Source organism: Candidatus Flexifilum breve (assembly GCF_016713355.1).
Map to the genome: position 1 here is coordinate 621,730 of NZ_JADJPI010000007.1, position 18,021 is coordinate 639,750.

The 18,021-nt window shown below is 61.0% G+C and carries 12 protein-coding genes; 6 read left to right on the forward strand and 6 right to left on the reverse strand.

Features of this window, described 5'->3' with window-relative positions; all coding sequences use genetic code 11:
• Positions 1-21 precede the first annotated feature (21 nt).
• Complete coding sequence (locus IPK17_RS08295) at positions 22-1,110, reverse strand: L-lactate dehydrogenase (RefSeq protein ID WP_343417218.1); 1,089 nt, start codon at positions 1,108-1,110, stop codon at positions 22-24.
• A 241-nt stretch (positions 1,111-1,351) separates the two neighbouring features.
• On the opposite strand from IPK17_RS08295, the gene IPK17_RS08300 reads away from it, so the two are divergent.
• Positions 1,352-1,714: a hypothetical protein gene (locus IPK17_RS08300; RefSeq protein ID WP_343417219.1), complete on the forward strand. Its 363-nt coding sequence runs from the start codon at positions 1,352-1,354 to the stop codon at positions 1,712-1,714.
• On the opposite strand, the gene IPK17_RS08305 is transcribed toward IPK17_RS08300, so the two are convergent.
• Both IPK17_RS08305 and IPK17_RS08310 read right to left on the reverse strand, forming a co-directional pair.
• Positions 1,715-2,680 carry a phytoene/squalene synthase family protein gene (locus tag IPK17_RS08305; RefSeq protein ID WP_343417220.1) on the reverse strand — a complete coding sequence of 322 codons (966 nt, stop codon included), beginning with the start codon at positions 2,678-2,680 and terminating at the stop codon, positions 1,715-1,717. It abuts the gene before it with no gap.
• Positions 2,681-4,204, reverse strand: a complete 1,524-nt coding sequence (locus IPK17_RS08310; RefSeq protein WP_343417221.1) for a phytoene desaturase — start codon at positions 4,202-4,204, stop codon at positions 2,681-2,683.
• Between the two features lie 424 nt (positions 4,205-4,628).
• On the opposite strand from IPK17_RS08310, the gene IPK17_RS08315 reads away from it, so the two are divergent.
• Positions 4,629-4,967, forward strand: coding sequence for a hypothetical protein (locus IPK17_RS08315; protein ID WP_343417222.1), 339 nt, complete (start codon positions 4,629-4,631; stop codon positions 4,965-4,967).
• Between the two features lie 501 nt (positions 4,968-5,468).
• On the opposite strand, the gene IPK17_RS08320 is transcribed toward IPK17_RS08315, so the two are convergent.
• Complete coding sequence (locus IPK17_RS08320; RefSeq protein WP_343417223.1) at positions 5,469-9,791, reverse strand: flippase; 4,323 nt, start codon at positions 9,789-9,791, stop codon at positions 5,469-5,471.
• 216 nt (positions 9,792-10,007) lie between these two features.
• Between IPK17_RS08320 and IPK17_RS08325 the strand changes: the two genes are divergently transcribed.
• The gene (locus IPK17_RS08325; RefSeq protein ID WP_343417224.1) at positions 10,008-11,069 is read left to right on the forward strand and encodes a M42 family metallopeptidase; all 1,062 of its coding nucleotides are present in this window, start codon (positions 10,008-10,010) and stop codon (positions 11,067-11,069) included.
• Positions 11,070-11,208: 139 nt separating this feature from the next.
• On the opposite strand, the gene fbp is transcribed toward IPK17_RS08325, so the two are convergent.
• Positions 11,209-12,270, reverse strand: a complete 1,062-nt coding sequence (fbp, locus tag IPK17_RS08330) for a class 1 fructose-bisphosphatase (protein ID WP_343417225.1) — start codon at positions 12,268-12,270, stop codon at positions 11,209-11,211.
• Positions 12,271-12,675: 405 nt separating this feature from the next.
• Positions 12,676-13,527, reverse strand: coding sequence for a shikimate dehydrogenase (aroE, locus tag IPK17_RS08335; protein WP_343417226.1), 852 nt, complete (start codon positions 13,525-13,527; stop codon positions 12,676-12,678).
• A 281-nt stretch (positions 13,528-13,808) separates the two neighbouring features.
• On the opposite strand from aroE, the gene IPK17_RS08340 reads away from it, so the two are divergent.
• The 3 genes from IPK17_RS08340 (at position 13,809) to IPK17_RS08350 (ending at position 17,897) form a co-directional block, all read left to right on the forward strand.
• Positions 13,809-14,528, forward strand: coding sequence for an ABC transporter ATP-binding protein (locus IPK17_RS08340; protein ID WP_343417227.1), 720 nt, complete (start codon positions 13,809-13,811; stop codon positions 14,526-14,528).
• The gene (locus tag IPK17_RS08345) at positions 14,525-14,983 is read left to right on the forward strand and encodes a HEAT repeat domain-containing protein (protein WP_343417228.1); all 459 of its coding nucleotides are present in this window, start codon (positions 14,525-14,527) and stop codon (positions 14,981-14,983) included. The genes IPK17_RS08340 and IPK17_RS08345 overlap by 4 nt, the downstream gene beginning before the upstream one ends.
• Positions 14,984-15,482: 499 nt before the next feature.
• A complete protein-coding gene (locus IPK17_RS08350) occupies positions 15,483-17,897 on the forward strand; it encodes an FtsX-like permease family protein (protein ID WP_343417229.1) in 2,415 nt (804 codons plus the stop codon).
• The last annotated feature ends 124 nt before the right edge of the window (positions 17,898-18,021 follow it).

The window sequence follows — 18,021 nt, forward strand, 5'->3', positions numbered from 1 at the left end:
ATTGGCTGGCACGGACGCGATTTAGAGGGTGTCTAACCAGCTTCCTTGAAGCCTTTCCACTTGCCAGCGGATGCAATTCATTGCGTCCCTACGAAACGTCTGGGCTTGGGGGCTGGGCGCCTTTGCCTCTTTTGCGCCTTGTGCGTGGTGCCCGTGGTTCAATCCCTGTTTTACCCCCAAGCTGCTGATCGCCTCTTTGACGATCCCGGCGCTGTCCGCCAGTTTGCGCCGCTCCGGCGCGCTGATCGGCAGCGGCAGCCGTTCGACCACGCCCTCGCCGCTCACCAGATACGGCAGCGCGACCGTCACATCCGTGACGCCCGCGACCTCATCCGCTGGGGCGCACACCGTCAGAATGGCGCTTTGATCGCGCAGAATCACGTCGGTGATGCGGGCGAGGGCGCTGCCGATCCCGTAATAGGTCGCCTTTTTGCCTTCGATGATGTGGTAGGCGGCGCGGCGCACATTCTGATCAATTTCGGCACGGTGCGCGGCGCTCAGTTCGATGTGCCGCTGCTGAATAAAGTCGTCGAGGGGGATGCCGCCGATGCTCACCAGCGACCAAGTCAGCACTTCCGAATCGCCGTGTTCGCCGACGACATAGGCGTGCACATGCTGCGAATCGATGCCGATGTGCCGCCCCAACAGCGAACGGAACCGCGCGGTGTCGAGCGTGGTGCCGCTGCCGAGCACGCGGCTTTTGTGCCACCCATGCCCCGCGGCGATCCGCGCGGTGAGATGCGTCATCACATCGACCGGATTGGTCGCCACGACGATCACCGCGTCGGGCGCGTTGGCGATGATCTGCGGGATCACCTCGTTGAAGACGGCCGCGTTGCGTTCCAGCAGCTGTAAGCGCGTTTCGCCGGGCTTCTGGTTGACGCCCGCCGCCATGATCACGACGCGGCTGCCGTGCAGTGCCTCATACCCGCCCGCGTACACCTGCATCGGGTGGGCAAACGGAATCGCGTGCAGAATGTCGTCGGCTTCCGCCCGCGCTCGCTTTTCGTCCCGGTCGACGAGCACGATCTCGCGCCCGACGCCGCGCATCACCATCGCATAGGCGGCCGTAGCTCCGACGAATCCGCTGCCGACCACGCCAATTTTCATAACGACATTCTCCGATTCAGCCTGTTATATACTTATTTAACGCCGGTGGGGGGGAAAAAAAACCCCCCCTTTTCTCCCCCCGGGGGGGCGCTGTTTCCCCCGCCCCCCCCCCGGCCCCCCCCCCCCCGGGGGGGGGGGGAGGTTCCCCCCCCCCCCCGGCGGGGGGGGGTGGGGAGGGGGGGGGGGGGTCGAAACGCAGCACGAACACCCTAACTCACGTTACTTAAATTTGGGGGTACGCATGATAACGAGTGAACAGGGCTTTCTCTCCATGTTTTTCTTCCTAAACGGCATTTGGGAAGAATCGAAAGACAGCTTTAAGGATGATTTTCTCGATCTATTGAGTGGTATCGCTTTTGTGCATGATCATTGGCAATCGGGCGATTATGCTTACTGGCACGAATGGCAAAAGTACACATCCTTCAGAGCGCATATCACAGAGGATGATGCATACCAAGCGATGATGCACACGCTCGAAGCGTACCTCAAAATTGGGGAGAGCGAAACTCATGAAATTTCCAATGTAATCGAGCGTCTGCAAAACTTTCCCACAGAGACTCAAATACATTGGAAGCAAGCGATACGACAAGCCTTATCAAGTTAGTTAATCCAGCGTCACCGTGCGGCTGCGCCACCAGATTTTCGGCAGGCGCGCGACCTTGCCTTTGGTCGAAATATGCGCGCGGCGCGAGAACACGTCGTAATCGTTGGCTTCAATGTCCGTCAGAATGGCGCGGTACAGTTCGGCGGCGGCGGCGATGGCGAACCGACCTTCGCTCTGCAGCGCGGCGATCCCCGGCAGCGCTTCGGCGTACAGACGGCGGTTGCGCTCGATCTGGAAGCGCATGAACGCGCGCCAGCGCTGATCGACGCGCCCATGCTGCAGATCCGCGTCGGTCAGGTCAAAGTGTTCGAGTTCTTCGGCGGGCAGATACACGCGCCCGGCGCGGTAGTCTTCGGCGACATCGCGCAGGATGTTGGTCACCTGCAGCGCCACGCCCAGCTTGACGGCGTAGGGCAGCGCCTGTTCGCCCCCATAGCCGATGATGTGCATCGCCATCAGGCCGACCGTCGAGGCGACGCCGTAGGAATACGCCGCCAGTTCGTCGAAGGTGCGATACCGCTTGATCGTCAGATCCCGCGCCACGCCGTCGATCAACTGCTCGGCGTAGCCGACCGGGATGCCGTACCGCGCGCGCGCATCGGCCCACGCCAGCGCCACCGGTTGATCGGCGGGCGGGTGCGGGTCGAGCGCCCGTTCACGCCACGCGTCCAGTTCCGCGAGCGTCTCGGCCTGCGACCCCGCCGCGCGATCCACCAGATCGTCGGTCACGCGGCAGAACGCGTACAGCGCCCGCGCCGCCCGCCGTTTTTCGGGCGGGAGCAGCGCGGAGGCGAGAAAGAACGTGCGGCTGTGAATGTTGGTGATGGCTTCGCAGTGATGGTAAGCAGCCTCAAGCATGTCGCTGTCCGCGCGGACGCGTTCGGAAGGCACGTGCGATGCACGGGCGTGATGCGCCCAATCGAGCAAGGTAGTTTCCCAGGCGTACTGCTGAAGCTGAACCGTCATTTATACGACCTCTGCCATAGGAAGCACCGGGACTTCGCGGTGCACGTCTCCACAAATGAGTTCTTCCGCGATGATGGACGACGATAACACGCCCGGCAGCCCTGCGCCCGGATGCGTCCCCGCGCCGACAAAATACAGGTTGCTGAATTCTTCCGACTGGTTGTGCGGGCGGAACCACGCCGACTGCGTCAGCACCGGCTGCACGGAGAACGCCGAGCCCATGTGGCTGTTCAGCGTGTTCTGGAAGTGCAGTGGGTCGATGTAGTGTTCGGCGACGATGTTCTCTTGCAGATCGGGCAGGTAGTTCTGCTCCAGGAAGTTCATGATCTTGTCGCGGTACGGCTTGGCGGCTTTCGTCCAATCCGTGCCCGAACCGAGGTGCGGCACCGGCGACAGCACATAGAACAGCTCGTGACCTTCCGGCGCGATGCTGGGATCGGTCAGCGTGGGCATATGCAGATACAGCGAGAAGTCGTCGGCGACGATCTGCTTGTTGAAGATGTCGTTCAGCAGTTCCTTGTAGCGTTCGCCAAGGATGATGTTGTGATGCGCCAGCCCTTGATCGCGATACTGCCGCTTGGTGCCGAAGTAGATGACGAACAGCGACATGCTCTGCTTGAGCGCGTCGACCTTGCGGTTCGTCCAGTGGCGGCGGTAGCGTTCGGGGATCATGTTGCGGTAAGTGAACGAGACATCGGCGTTCGAGACGACGTGATCGGCGGTGTAGATCGTGCCGTTCTTCAGGCGGATGCCCGTGGCGCGGCGCGCGGCGTCATCGATCAGAATTTCGTCGACATCGGCGTTGAGGTGAATCTTGCCGCCGAGTTCTTCAAACACCTTACCCAGCGCCGCGACGAGCGCGCCCGTGCCGCCCTTCACCCAGTGAATGCCCCATTCGCGTTCCAGATAGTGGATCATCGCGTAGATCGACGGCGCGTCGAACGGGTTGCCGCCGATGAGCAGCGGGTGGAACGAGAAGCAGCGGCGCAGGAATTCGTCTTTGACGAACTGCGCGGCGTAGCTGTACACGCTCATATACGACTGCATCTTGATGAGATCCGGCGCGACTTTCATCATGTCGGTGAAATGCAGGAAAGGCTTATCCGCCAGTTCCACAAAGCCCTTCTGGAAGATGGCTTTGGTGGTTTTCATGAAGCGCTGGTAGCCTTCGGCATCGTCCGGGTTCCACTTGCGAATCTGGTCGAGGATGAACGACTCGTCGTTGTTGTAGTCGAAGGCGCGGCCTTCGTGATTCCAGATGCGGTAGAACGGATCGCACGGAACCAGATCGATGTAATCTTCACGGCGGCGGCCAGCAGCGGCGAACAAATCGTCGAGCATGAACGGGGCGGTGATGACGGTGGGGCCGGCGTCAAACTTGAAGCCGTTGATTTCGTAGACGTATGCGCGTCCGCCCAATTTATCGCGTTTTTCAAACAGCTCGACTTCGTGTCCGCGGGCTGCGAGTCGAATGGCGGCGCCCAGTCCTCCGAAGCCGCTGCCAATGACGATGATCCTTGCCATGATGTTTCCTTTTTTGGTGAAAATTGCTGTAGCCACTTAGGGCCGTTCAGACATACGATAGGTATATCCATGTCAAATGAGCGTTAGGTGAGGTGGGCATCAAGCTTTAATTAAGCGTAGAAAGTAAGGTCTAAAATGAGAAATTTAGCACTCGAAATCGTTAGGACTTAAAAGTATTTTCTAGATCACGATCAGAGAAAATGGTGCTACAATCGCGCCAGTGCAGTGAATCCGGCTGGAAACGAAGGGGGTATTTAGCGAAATTGTATCAGGAAACTTAAGTGCTTGTGCGGTTCTGCCAAAAACTGGCGGCGCGCGCGCGGTCGGTTCGAAGATTATTAGCGGTTTTTGATTGTGATTTGATGCACTTTTAACAATTTTGGCCTATACTGAAAGTATCATGTTTGGACAGGAGCAGAGTTTTATGGAAATCGAAAGCGCCAATTTCCACGCCGACTACCCCGACATCAAGCGGTATTGGAGCAGCATTTCTCAGCGGTTCGCTGGAGGCGATAACCTGCTCACTGCACTCCAACGCAATTGGCAGATTATCGGCGATATTTATGAAGAACAGTTCTGGCACGGCGGTTCGCGGTTGGTGACGGTCTACCACATCGAACTGAGCAAGAACGGCATCACCGTGTTCATGCCCGTGATCACCACACCGTTTGTCCGCAAGGTCGTCCGCAGCATGGGCAAGAAGCCGCTGCCCATCGAAGACCGGCCGTCGCAGCCGCAGTCGCGTTACGCGGGCAAACACTAAGACAATTTCTGTGCAGACTTCAGGACGGACGCCCGACGGCGTCCGTTTTTGATTCCGACCCCACCCCGAATTCGGGGCGGGGAAACAACAGCACTTGCCAAACCGAACCGGTCTTCGTAGGGACGCAATGATGCAGTTTAACTAATGATCGCGGATATTGGCTGTAGGGGCGACCCTATGTGGTCGCCCATGAACGGGTGGGGACACTGCCCCTCCCCTACATTCGGGATCTCCGTACTCATAAGTTAAATTGCATAATTGCGTCCGCCGTATTTCAAGATCATCTTCCCTCAGGCCTCACCCCCAGCCCCTCTCCTAGAGGAGAGGGGAGACGGGCGGGGTGATTAAGTCCCCTCGCCCTTGGGAGAAGGGATTTAGGGGTGAGGCTAGACAAAATGCCAATTCTGAAACGGCCTCATGCCTTGTCCCTACAAGAACCTCTGTCATCACGTAACTACGCGCTTTCTGGACACGCGCTTTATCGCGTCCACCGGGGTGAGGTTACGAAAACCGCCGCCGCAGCCGCGCGGGGATGAGCGGCAGGAGCCGCGTTATCTCGTCGGCGTTGAGCGGACGCAGCACGATCAGCACCACCAGATACGCCAGCCCGCCCACCACCAGCGCCACCAGCGGCATAGTCGACCACAGCAGCCCCGTCACCAGCGCCATCACCAGCGCGGCGACGATGGGTCGCCAGAGCATGTCCAGCCAGTTCAGCCGCCCGACCGCGCCTTGCAGCAGCAGCGCGAACGGCACGAGCAGCACGGCTTCGCTGGCAATCGTGGTCAGCGCGGCGGCGCGGTAGCCGAATGGCGGAATCAGGATCAGGTTGGCGATGATGTTGAAGCCCACGCCGAGGACAAACGCGGTCGTGATGCGCTTCTGCAAATCCAGCGCTATCAGCACGTACTGCGTCAGGCTGTTCATCCAGCCGATGGGGATGCTCCAGATCATCAACTGCGTGGCGATGGCGCCATCGGGCAGATACTGCGCGCCGCCGAGCACGCCCGCGAGGAACTCCGCCGCGAACGTGAAGATCACGGCTGTGGGCAGCGCGACGCTCACCAGCAGCTTGATCGCCAGCGTGTACATACGTTTGAGCGACGCGCGATCCTCGTGCGCCTGCCGCGACATGACCGGGAGCAGCGCCTGCGTGAAGAACGACGGGATCACGTTGAGCGCCGACACCCACTTATACGCGACGCTGTACTGCCCGACCATCGTCGGGTTGTGGATCGCCTCGATCAGCACCACGTCGATCTGAAAGAAGATCGTCGCGAGAAAGTGGTTGAACATGAGCGGGTAGCTTGCGCCCAGCATCCGGCGCATGAGCGGCGGCTCGACGCGGCGCGTCATGCCCGCGTACATGGCGCGCCCATTCCACGCGAGGATCGCCAGCGTGATCACGTTGGTGGCGATGCTCACGCCCGCTAAACCGATGATCCCCCAGCCGAGCAGCAGCGCCACCAGCCCGAACACCGATTTGCAGATCGTCGCGACCGTCGCCACCGCCGCCGGGACTTCCGCGCGTTCGAACGCGTAGTAGAGCGAGGTCAAGCCCGTGCTCAGGCTGTTGGGCAGCAGGCCGATGTACAGCAGGCCGATGGCGACGACCGCGCTCATATCCAACGGCGGGCTGACCGTGCTCTGGCGCACGCCGAGGAAGCCGAGCAGCAGCGGCACGCCGAGCAGCGCCAGGCCGATGCGCAGCGCGCTCGTGTTGAAGAACAGGTAGCCCGCCTTCGACCGATCCCGCGCGACTTCGCGCGTCAGGTACAGGTTCAAGCCGAAGTTGGTGAAGATGTCGAACCAGATGAAGATCACGCCCGCGTAGAAGTACAACCCGGCGTCATTCGGGCCGAGAATGCGCAGCATGACCAGCGCGAAGGCCATGTCGATGCCGCGGTTGAACAGGTTGAGCAGAATCGGCGCGAGGCTGTTGCGGGCGATCCGCTGCACGCCTGATCCTTCGGACTCGCCGACGAAGCGCCGCCACAAGCCGATGCCCCCGATCAGCAGCAGGATGATCGCGCTGATGAAGGTGGCGAACAGCCCGATCTGGAAGCTGGCCGGGCTGTAGACGAGGCGGATCGTCCACGCGCCTTCGGACAGACGAACGAAGGGCAGCGCGTTCAGAAGAATCTCAACGGGGACGGCGTTTTCGGCGTTTTCGTCTGCACCCTGTGGACGAATGTAGGCGCGCCAACCGGGATCATAACTCTGGCTGATGACGAGCCATGACGGCTGATTCTGCGTCACATCAAGGAACAACTCACGCCCGGTATCGCTCGTGATCTCGACCGGGGTGTACCGGCGTTCCTGCACAAGCGGTTCAAAGCTGGTGCGCGGAAGCTCCCGCAGGAGATAAGCGCGCGGCAAAGCGTCGCCGTTCTCCCAGATGCGCACGGCGTCGTCTTCATACGCCAGCGTAAAGCCGGGGATCGTGCTCATGTCGGTCTGCTTGTAAGTGACGATGTAGCGCACATTAAGCAGATCGAGGTACGGCGAAGTCAACGCCTGCCCGGGATCAAACCAATCGCTGTAGGCCGTGTAGATCGGCGCGACGCGGTTATAGTCGCGCTGCACCTGCGGCGCGATCAGCTCCATGAAGTCCATGTAGGTCTTCGGGATGATGCTCTCGTAGCCGCGCACATCGTCCAGCCCATAGCGCAGCGTCATGTTGGCGTTCAGCAGATGCGACACCGCGTTGGTCGGGTCTTCGTAGGTGGTGTAGCGCCAGTCGCCCGGCTGCGCTTGCAGCCATTCGATGGCGGGCGGCGTGAAGTCGAGCCACGCCGGATCGCTCGCCGGGTTGAAGCCCCACGACGCGATCATGAGGTCAGCGGCGATGAAGAGGACGGCGAAAAGTTCAATAGGGCGGACAAACCTCACCCCTCGTTCCCCTCTCCTAGAGGAGAGGGGAGGCAGAGAGTCGCTTTGTAAGTCCCCTCGCCCTTGGGAGAGGGGATTTAGGGGTGAGGTTGATTTGGGGGTGAGGTTGTCTTCACTCAGTCCTTGAACCTCAGTCCTCAGTCCTGAGTTGTGGCGCTTTGCGCCCAACGCAAACACCGCCCCTGCGCCGACCAGCATGACCGCCAAAACGAGCACATTGACGAACTGCACGCTGAAGAACATGCGCGTGTCGCTGAAGGCCTTCGGCGCTTCCGCCAGCCCCCGCCACAGCGAGTCGAGCGCGGGTTCGATTTGCGGGTAGACGATGCGGCTGAGCAGCAGCCCTGCGCCAGTCAGCACGCCGAGCGCCAGCAGCGCGATCCCGACGCGCCGCGCCCATTTCGCCGCGACTCCGCTCAGCAGATCGTCCAACCCGAAACCCGCCAGCACGGCGACGCACAGCGTCAGCGCGAACACCCAGCGGAACGGCGAATGCAGTTGGCTGATGCCGGGGAAGCCGTAATACAGCAGCGCATACGTCGGCAGGCCGAACATGAACGTCAGCGCCACCAGCGCGAGCAGCGCGAAAGGCAGGACTGAGGGCTGAGGACTGAGGACTGAGCTGCTCCGGAGCGTGGATTCATCAGCAATAGCTGAGGAACCCGCGGACCGTTTTTGCCTCAGTCCTTGAACCTCAGTCCTCAGTCCTCTGCGACTCAGATGCCCTGCTCGGGTGATCACGGAGAAGGCCGCCAGCGCCAGCGGCAGAATGCCGACGTACAACGCGCTTTCGACGTAGTTCTTCAAGCCCCAGTCAATGCGCGTGAGCCGTTCCCCCGCCGCGCTGATCACGTCCTGCGCGGTCAGATCGACGTATTGATTGCTGAACACGTCGACGTAGCCATGCTGTGCGGGACTCCCGTAGAAGTTCGGCAGCAGGAACTGAATCACGTCGCGGGTTGGGTGCGCCCAATCGAGCACCTGCTGAAAGGACGCCGCCTCCGAGCGGAAATTGCCGCTGGCGGCCTCAAACGTCGGGATGAACTGCACCGCGCCCACCGCCACGCCGAGGATCACCATGCCGAGCAGCAGCAGCCCGCGCCCAACCACCAGACGGGCTCTTTCGTAGGGACGCGATTTATCGCGTCCGCTTGTTTTAGCCTCGCCCTCGTCGGGCTCTTGAAGCCCCTCTCCCTTGGGAGAGGGGTTGGGGGTGAGGTAGAGCCACAGCAGCCGCGCCGCCGCGTAATACGCCGCGATGATCAGCGTGTAGTAGGTGATCTCCACATGTCCGGCGAGGATTTCGCAGCCGAGCGCGACCGCGCCGACGATCAGCGCGAAGATCGGGCGTTTGCCGCGCACAATCCACTCGATCATCCACAGAATCAGCGGCAGCCACGCCGCCGCCGCGATGATCATCGGGAACACGGCGCTGATCACGAAGAAGGCGCTCAACTGGTAGATCACGCCCGCCGCCGCGCCGCCCGTCCGCCCCATGCCGAGGCCGAAGCGCGCAAACCCGTACATGAAGGCGCCCGCCAGCCACAACTGGATCACCGTGAACCAGCCGTAAGCAACGCTCAGCGGCAGCACATAGTAGAGCACGCTGAACGGGTACAGTGTCGACTGCTGCCCCGCGGCGAAGAAGGCGATCCCGCTGAACTGGTGCGGATTCCACAGCGGCACTTCGCCGAGCGCGAAGCTCTCGCGGATGAACGCTTTCCACTGCATGTTTTGCAGGACGAGGTCGGAGAGTAAATGGTTATGCGGCACGGCGGGCACGCCCAGTTGTTCCCGGTAAGCCGCGTAGGGTTCATACTGATACAGATTTTCGGCGGGGAGCAGAGTCCGCCCGCCGACCGTCTGCGCCCAGAACATAATGAGCGGAAGCGCAAACAACAACCCGATAATCGCGAGATCACGACGACGCATAGCACCATCTCTTTGATCGAATAGGCGCGGCTACTATACTCTCCAACATTGGATCTGTCTATTGCACACCCCACCCCCGGCCCCTCCCCGAATTCAGGGAGGGGAGCCAGCGGCTCGCTCGTCACAGCGACCGGTTGACATGTGGCGAACCTGTTTGCGCCCTCCCCCGAATTCGGGGGAGGGGTGGGGAGGGGGTCGAATAAGGAGTTCTCGCCCATGTCCCAACTCACCACCCCGCTCAATCCGTCGATTGAGTTTCTCGTCGGCTTGCTGAACACGCCCAGCCCGACCGGGTACTATCACGAAGCCATCGCCTATGTGCGCCGCGCGTTCGAGGCGCTCCACATCCCCAACCTGACCTTCCACGAGACGACCAAAGGCGCGCTCGTCGCCCACTGGCAGGGCACGTCTTCGACTGCCCCGCGCGGCGTGACCGGGCACGTCGATACGCTCGGCCTGATGGTCAAAGACATCAAGGGGAGCGGTCGGCTCAAAATGACGCAGTTGGGCGGCTTCATGTGGCAGGCCGTCGAATTTGAGGGCGTGACCATCCGCACGCACGACGACCGCCGCTATCGGGGAACGGTGCTGCCGTCAAATCCGTCGACGCACGTCAACAAGAACATCCGCACCAGCCCGCGCGACGAAGACACGATGGAAGTCCGCATCGACGCGAAAACCTTCAGCGCGGCGGACACGCGGGCGCTCGGCATCGACGTCGGCGATTTCATCTTCCTCGATCCGCGCGTGGAAATCACCGAGACGGGCTTCATCCGTTCGCGGCATCTGGACGATAAATCGGGGGTGGCGGTGATCTACGGGGCGTTGATCGCGCTGCGTGACGCCGGGCTTCAGCCCGCGCAGGATACGACCTTCCTGATCGCCAATTACGAAGAAGTCGGGCACGGTGGATCGGCGGGCTTCCCCGACGGCCTCGCCGAACTCCTGACCATCGATATGGCGGCCATCGGCGAAGGCCAGAATTCGACCGAATACGACGTGACGATCTGCGTCAAAGACAGCTCGGGGCCGTATCACTTTTTGATGAACAACAAGCTGCGCCGCATCGCCGCCGAATACGGCATCCCGTACCGGACGGACATCTACCCGTTTTACGGCTCGGATGGGTCGGCCTATTGGCGCGCGGGGGGTACGGCGCGCGTCGGCTTGATCGGGCCGGGCGTCGAGGCGTCGCACGCCTACGAGCGCATGCACACGGACGCGCTCACCCACAGCATCGATCTGCTGGCGCGCTATCTGCTCGATAGCGAGGACTGAGAACTGACAGGACTGAGGACTGAGGTCGGCTTTTGCGAATCAGTCCTCAGTTGTGTTTCTGGTGAGTCAGCACCCTCATAGGACAGGTTTGTCCTTGACTCAGTCCTCTTTACCTCAGTCCTCTCCTCAGTCCTCGCTTTTACGCCTCGACCGCCGCTTGTTCGCGGTAAGCGCGATACTCGTCGACCCACGCCTGATCGTGCTGGCGGATGAAGTGTTCGGCTCGCTCCACCAGTGAGCGATTGCCGATGAACAACGGCGTGCGCTGATGCAGTTTGTGCGGCTGCACGTCGAGGATATTGCCGATGCCGTCCGATCCATAGCCGCCCGCATTCTGCGCGATGAAGGCCAGCGCCTGCGCTTCCATCAACAGGCGAATTTTGCCCTGCGGTTTGCTCATTTCGTGCGGGTAGTAGTACACGCCGCCTTGCAGTAGATTCCGGTGAAAGTCGGCGATCATCGAGCCGATGTAGCGCGCCGAGTAGGGCGCGTGACCTTCACCGTCGATGCCTTGCAGCCACTTGGTATAGCGCCGCACGCCGTACGTCCACTGCTTCTCGTAGCCCTGATTGCACGAGTAGAACTTGGGCGGCTCGGGGATGCGAATGTCATCATGGCTGAGCAGAAACTCGCCGACGCTCGGGTCGAGCGTGAAGCCATGCACGCCGTCGCCGGTCGTGTAGATCATCATCGTGCTCGATCCGTAAATCATGTAGCCCGCGGCGACCAGCCGCTTGCCCGGTTGGAGCACATCGGCGAGCGTCCCGGTTTCGCCTTTGGTGATCTTGCGGTGGATGGCGAAGATCGTCCCAACGGACACATTCACATCGATGTTGGATGAGCCGTCCAGCGGGTCGAACAGCAGGACGTAATTGCCTTTGCCGTAGTGCGCCGGGATTTGCAGGATGTCTTCGTGCTCTTCGCTCGCCATCGCGCACAGGCGGTTGGTGTGGTCGTTGAGCTTGAAGATCATGCTGTCCGCGTACACGTCGAGCTTTTGCTGATCTTCCCCGTAGATGTTGGTCGTGCCCGCCGCGCCCTGAATGCTGGAGTTCAAGCCGGCGCGCCGCGTCTCCGCCGCGATCATCTTGCCCGCCAGCGCCAGATCGTAGAGCAGCGCTGTCAGCTCACCCGTCGCCTGTGGGAAGCGTTTCTGCTTCTCGAAAATGTGCCGCTCAATGGTGACGATTTTTGAGGACATGACCACCGCTCCGTGCTTAGGGGAAGGACATGCTTCAATCATAGGTGAGGTGCCGAGGGGACACAAATATTTCTGTGCAGAAATGTGCGCCGTTGATCGGGGATATGTTCCCTCTCCTCTAGGTTGAGGACAGGATACTTTCTGCAATCGAACCATTGTAGGGACGCGCTTCTGCGCGTCCGTGGTTACCGGACGGCCAGAAGGCCGTCCCTACAAGTTGTCGTTTAGGGGAAGTCTGTCTCGAAATCTTGAAACTGTCCTGCCGTGAACCTTTAGGAGAGGCGTGAGGTTGAGCTTTTCAGCAGCGCGCCGTAAAGGCGATGGCCGAAAATTCTCGTGTAGGGGCGCACGGCCGTGCGCCCCTACGGTCATCGATCGCGCAATGCTTTGTTTTTGAGAGACCGCCTACACCCCAAACTCTTTCTCCAACGCCGCCTTCATAACGCCTTCGTCCGCTTGGACACCCGTCCACATCTCGAACCCAATCGATCCCTGATACACCAGCATCGCCAGCCCGTTGATCGTGCGCAGACCGCGCCCCTGCGCCAGCTTGATCAGCGGCGTGTTCGGCGGGTTAGGGATCACGTCGCACACCAGCAGATCGCCGCGCGCCCCGTCGAGACGCACGTCGGGCATGGCGTCGACATCCGGGTACAGCCCAATCGACGTGGCGTTGACCAGCACATCCACATCGCCGCCGACCGCATACGTGCTCGTCCAATCGACCAACCGCGCGTTTGCCTGCACATTCTGCTGCAGATGCGCCACCAGGCCCGCGCCGCGCTCGTGACTGCGGTTGACGACGATCAGCTCGGACGCGCCCGCCAGCGCCAGTTCCACCGTGATCGCCCGCGCCGCGCCGCCCGCGCCGAGGATCACGACGCGCTTGCCCGCCGGGTCGAGCTGTTCGCGCAGCCCACGCATGAAGCCTTTGCCGTCGGTGTTCTCGCCGATCAGCTTGTCCCCGACGCGGCAGATCGTGTTGACCGCGCCGATCAGTTTGGCGTCCGGTGCGACCTCGTCCAGCAGGGAGATCACCGCGACCTTGTGCGGAATCGTGCAGTTGATGCCGCGAAAGCCCAGCGCGCGCAGTCCCTGCATGGCCGTCGGCAAATCCTCCGGCTTGACCTCAATTGTCAGGTAGCGCCAGAACAACCCCGCCGCCGCGAACGCCGCGTTCTGCATCACGCAGGTGGGGTTTTCTGCCACCGGAAACCCGAACACGCCGACCAGTTCTTCTTTGTAATTAACTGCCATTCCGAGTCCTTTCTTCAATGCAGGCTGAATTTACATATTTTTCAGAGCTTAGGATGATCATGCCCGTTCTCAGGCAATTTGTGTATGAACGACATGCTTTTTTCGTAATATTTATGCATTTGGGCTCCTCGTTTTCAGTGTATATTAAGAAAGGGACACACGAATACGCCTTATTTATCATAGTTGCCTCATGTAGATCGATTACTGTTGTGGATGAGTGAAATTATTCGCAAACCGATCTGTTTAATTCGTGTTGTCGCCGGTATAATTGGTGAGTACGTATGAACGGGAAACCTGCCCGATCCATGGTTCAGATTCGCGGCCTCAGCAAGGGGTATGCTGAAGGCGGTGGTGCGCACCGTATCCTCTCTGACGTTGATCTGGACATTGCAGAGGGTGAGTTTTTCGTCCTGCTTGGAAAAAGCGGGAGCGGGAAAAGTACGCTGTTGAACCTCATGAGTGGAATCGATCAGGCGGATCACGGATCCGTCGTCATCGATGGCACAAATATCACGCAGTTGGACGAACGGCGCTTGACGCTGTTTCGACGCGACCACATTGGTATCATCTTTCAGTTCTTCAACCTGATCCCAACCTTAACCGTCCTCGAAAATATCACCTTGCCCGCTGAACTGCGCGGTGGCAATGCCCAAGCGCGCGCGCTCGAACTGTTGGAGCGCGTCGGCCTGCGCGACCGGGCGGACAGCTATCCAGATCGCCTGAGCGGCGGTGAGCAGCAGCGTGTCGCCATTGCGCGGGCGCTGGCGCAGGACCCGGCCATCATCATTGCCGACGAGCCCACGGGGAACCTAGACGAAGAGACAGGTCAGCAGATTTTGGGACTTCTGCTAGAATTGACGAGAGACGTTGGTCGTACGTTGATCATGGCAACCCATAACCCTGAGATCGTCCCGCTTGCAGATCGTGTTTGCCGCATTCACGATAGTAAGCTAGTGATCACCTTGCGGGATTCGCAACCGGTGAAGGAGCTATTTCTATGACTGACCCTGACCCGAATATCATCAAGCAAATTCTCGCAGAGCTGCGCGACACCAACAAAGAACGTCGCCGCACTGCTGTGATGAAATTGGGGATGCTTGGCGGAGATGAAGCAGTCCGCACCTTGATCATGGTCATCGGCAACCGCCATGAAGACCTGATCGTTCGGGGACGCGCCGCCCTCATGCTGGGCAAAATTGGCGATACCCGCGCCGTAGAACCGCTCATCCGCGCGCTCGACACGCCCGGATTTCAAATCACCCTCAACGCGGTCGAAGCCCTCGGCAAGTTGGGCGACCGCCGCGCTATCGAACCGCTGAAGCGGTTTTTATCCACCGATCATGAGAAGTACCGCGAAGCCGCGCAGGTCGCGTTGAACAAGCTCGGCTACGAGGCCGACGACGACCGCTACCTCGACGAAGAACCCGTCCCGGTGCGCCGCCCGCAGAATTTCTAGTCTTCTCATCTTTTGCGCCCCCACTGCTAAGGATCAACGTCTACAGTGGGGGCGTTTTGATTCATAGGACTGAGGACTGAGATAAAAGGACTGGGTCGAAAGTTCGATAGTCGTTTTGGAAGTAGCCAAATAGAGGGTGTCTAAAAAGCGCACAGTTATCTGGATGAGAGCGGTTTTTGTAGGGACAAGGCATGAGGGTGTTGAAAAAGGTCAGATTCCGACCCCACCCCCGGCCCCTCCCCGAATTCAGGGAGGGGAGCCAACAGCGCTTGCCAAGCCGAATAGATCTTCGTAGGGACGCAATTCATTGCGTCCGCTGACGAAAGGCTACAAGAGATGCTTTTTAAACACTCTCATGCCTGCGTCCCTACAGGTGATAACCTTGTTAGACACCCTCTATATCGCGTCCGCAGAACGAGGTAGTTGCCGGTAATCCGAATCCATTCGACAAAACTCAGTCCTCAGTCCTTCGCCCTCAGTCCTGATAAGGTTCGCTCTTATGCGTCTTCCCATTATCCTCCGACTGGCTGGCCGCTACGTGCGCCGCCGTTTGCTGCAAAGCGCCCTGTTCGTAATCGGTGTCGCGTTGGGCGTGGCCGTCGTCATCGCCATCGACCTCGCCAATAACTCCGCCAGCCGGGCTTTTGGCCTGAGCACGGAGAGCATTACGGACCCATTCGCGGAACCGCCGTTCCGCTCCTACCTGACCGATGTGCGCGTGCAGGGCGAAGCATCGACCGCGTTTGAAGGACTCGCCGCCTTTATTGCCGAACCGAACACGGTGCTGATCTCGTCGCGCCTGGCGGAACGCTACGGCATCGCCGCCGGGGATACGATCACCGTGCAGCCCGCCGCCGAGCAGATCGCCATGCGCGTGGTCGGCCTGCTCGAAGCGCCGGACGCCGCCAGCGCCGAAGCCCTCGACAACCTGCTGCTGACCGACATCGCCACCGCGCAGGAAATCGTCGGGCGACCGGGTACGATCAGCCGCGTCGATCTCATCCTGCCCGACGGCTACGATCTCGCTCCCATCCGCGCGCTGCTGCCCACCGGGGCGACTATCACCACGCCCATCGATCAGCAAAGCGCGCTCGGCCAGATGACCGACGCCTTCGAACTCAACCTGCAAGCGCTGAGTCTGCTGGCGCTCGTCGTCGGCGTCTTCCTGATCTACAACACGGTCTCGTTCAGCGTCGTGCAGCGCCGCCCGGTGCTCGGCATTCTGCGCTCCATCGGCGCGACCCGCCGCCAGATTTTCGGCCTCATCCTGAGTGAAGCGCTGCTGCTCGGCTTCGTCGGCACGATCTTCGGCCTCGGTCTGGGCATCATCTTCGGGCGCTTGACCGTCGGCCTCGTCGCGCAGACCATCAGCGATCTGTATTTCGCCGTTGACGTGCAGCGCGTGGCGGTCGATCCGTTCACGCTGCTCAAGGGCGCGGCGATTGGCTTGGGCGTGAGCCTCGTCTCGGCGCTCGTGCCCTCCATTGACGCGACTTCCACGCCGCCCGCCGGGTCGATGCGCCGTTCCACGCTCGAAGAACGCGCCCGCCGCCTCATCCTCCCGATCACGCTGGGCGCGACCGCGCTCATTGTGCTCGGCGCACTGCTGCTGCAACTGCCGACCAATTCGCTCTTCATCAGCTTTGGCGCGCTCTTCGCGGTGATCGTCGGCGGCGCGCTGTTCACGCCCGTGCTGCTGGTGGCCGGCATGCAGATCGCTACGCCGATCACGGGGCGTTTGTTCGGCGTGGTCGGGCGCATGTCACCGCGCGCCGTGTCGCGCTCGCTCAGCCGCACCTCGGTCGCCGTCGCCGCGCTGACCGTCGCCGTGAGCGTGATCGTCGGCGTGAGCGTGATGATCGGCTCGTTCCGCAATACCGTATCCGATTGGCTGGATACCACGCTCGGCGCGGATATTTACATCTCGCCGCCGCAGGTGACGGCGGTGCGCGCCACCGCCGATGTCGATCCGGCGGTCGGCGCGGTGATCGCGCAGGTGGAAGGCGTGCGCACGGTGATCATGGGGCGCTCGGTCAATGTGACCGCGCCGGACTACCCCGATCTGCCGCCCGTCAATCTGAGCGTCGGCACCGCCGATGTCACAGGCGCATCCCGCGAATTTGTGTGGTCGGAGGTTGGCGTTGCCGACTACTTCACCGCGCTCGAAGCTGGGGACGTGGTCATGGTCAGTGAGCCGTTCGCCTTCCGGCGCGGCATCGATCAGCAGCGCAACTCGCTCACGCTGCTTACGGATCGCGGGGAGGTCACCTTCCGCGTGATCGGCGTGTACTACGACTACTCAACCGATCAGGGCGCGGTGCTCATGGCCGACAATGTCTATCGCCAGTACTACGACGATCCGTACGTCTCATCGCTGGCGGCCTTCATCGAGCCGGGACAGGACGTGAACGTCGTCGTGGATCGCGTCCGTACGGCGCTGGCCGGGTCGGAACTCATCACGCGCAGCAATCTGACGCTCCGCGCCAGCGTGTTCGAAGTCTTCGAGCGCACCTTCTCGATCACGAGCGCGCTGCAACTGCTGGCGGTGGTCGTGGCTTTCGTCGGCATTTTGAGCGCGCTCATGGCGCTGCAGTTGGAGCAGACGCGGCAGTATGGCGTCATGCGCGCCATCGGCATGACCGGACGCCAGTTGTGGAATTACACGCTGATTCAAACGGGCTTGATGGGCATCACGGCGGGGATTCTCGCCATGCCGATCGGCGTCGCGCTGGCGATCATCCTGATCTACGTGATCAATGTGCGCTCGTTCGGCTGGACGATGCAGCTCACGCTCAGCCCGCTGGAATTCGCGCTGAGTTTCGCGGTCGCGGTGCTGGCGGCGCTCGGCGCGGGCATCTACCCGGCGCGCCGCTTGAGCAAACTGGTCACCGCGCAGGCGCTGCGCAACGAGTGACCGCGGCGGCCTCTAATGCGATTGGTTTGGGGAAAATGGGTTTCGTAGGGACGCGCAACGGCGCGTCCGCCCGCAACCCGGCGGACGCCCCTACATAAAGACGGTGTTTCTCGTCGGGACGTAA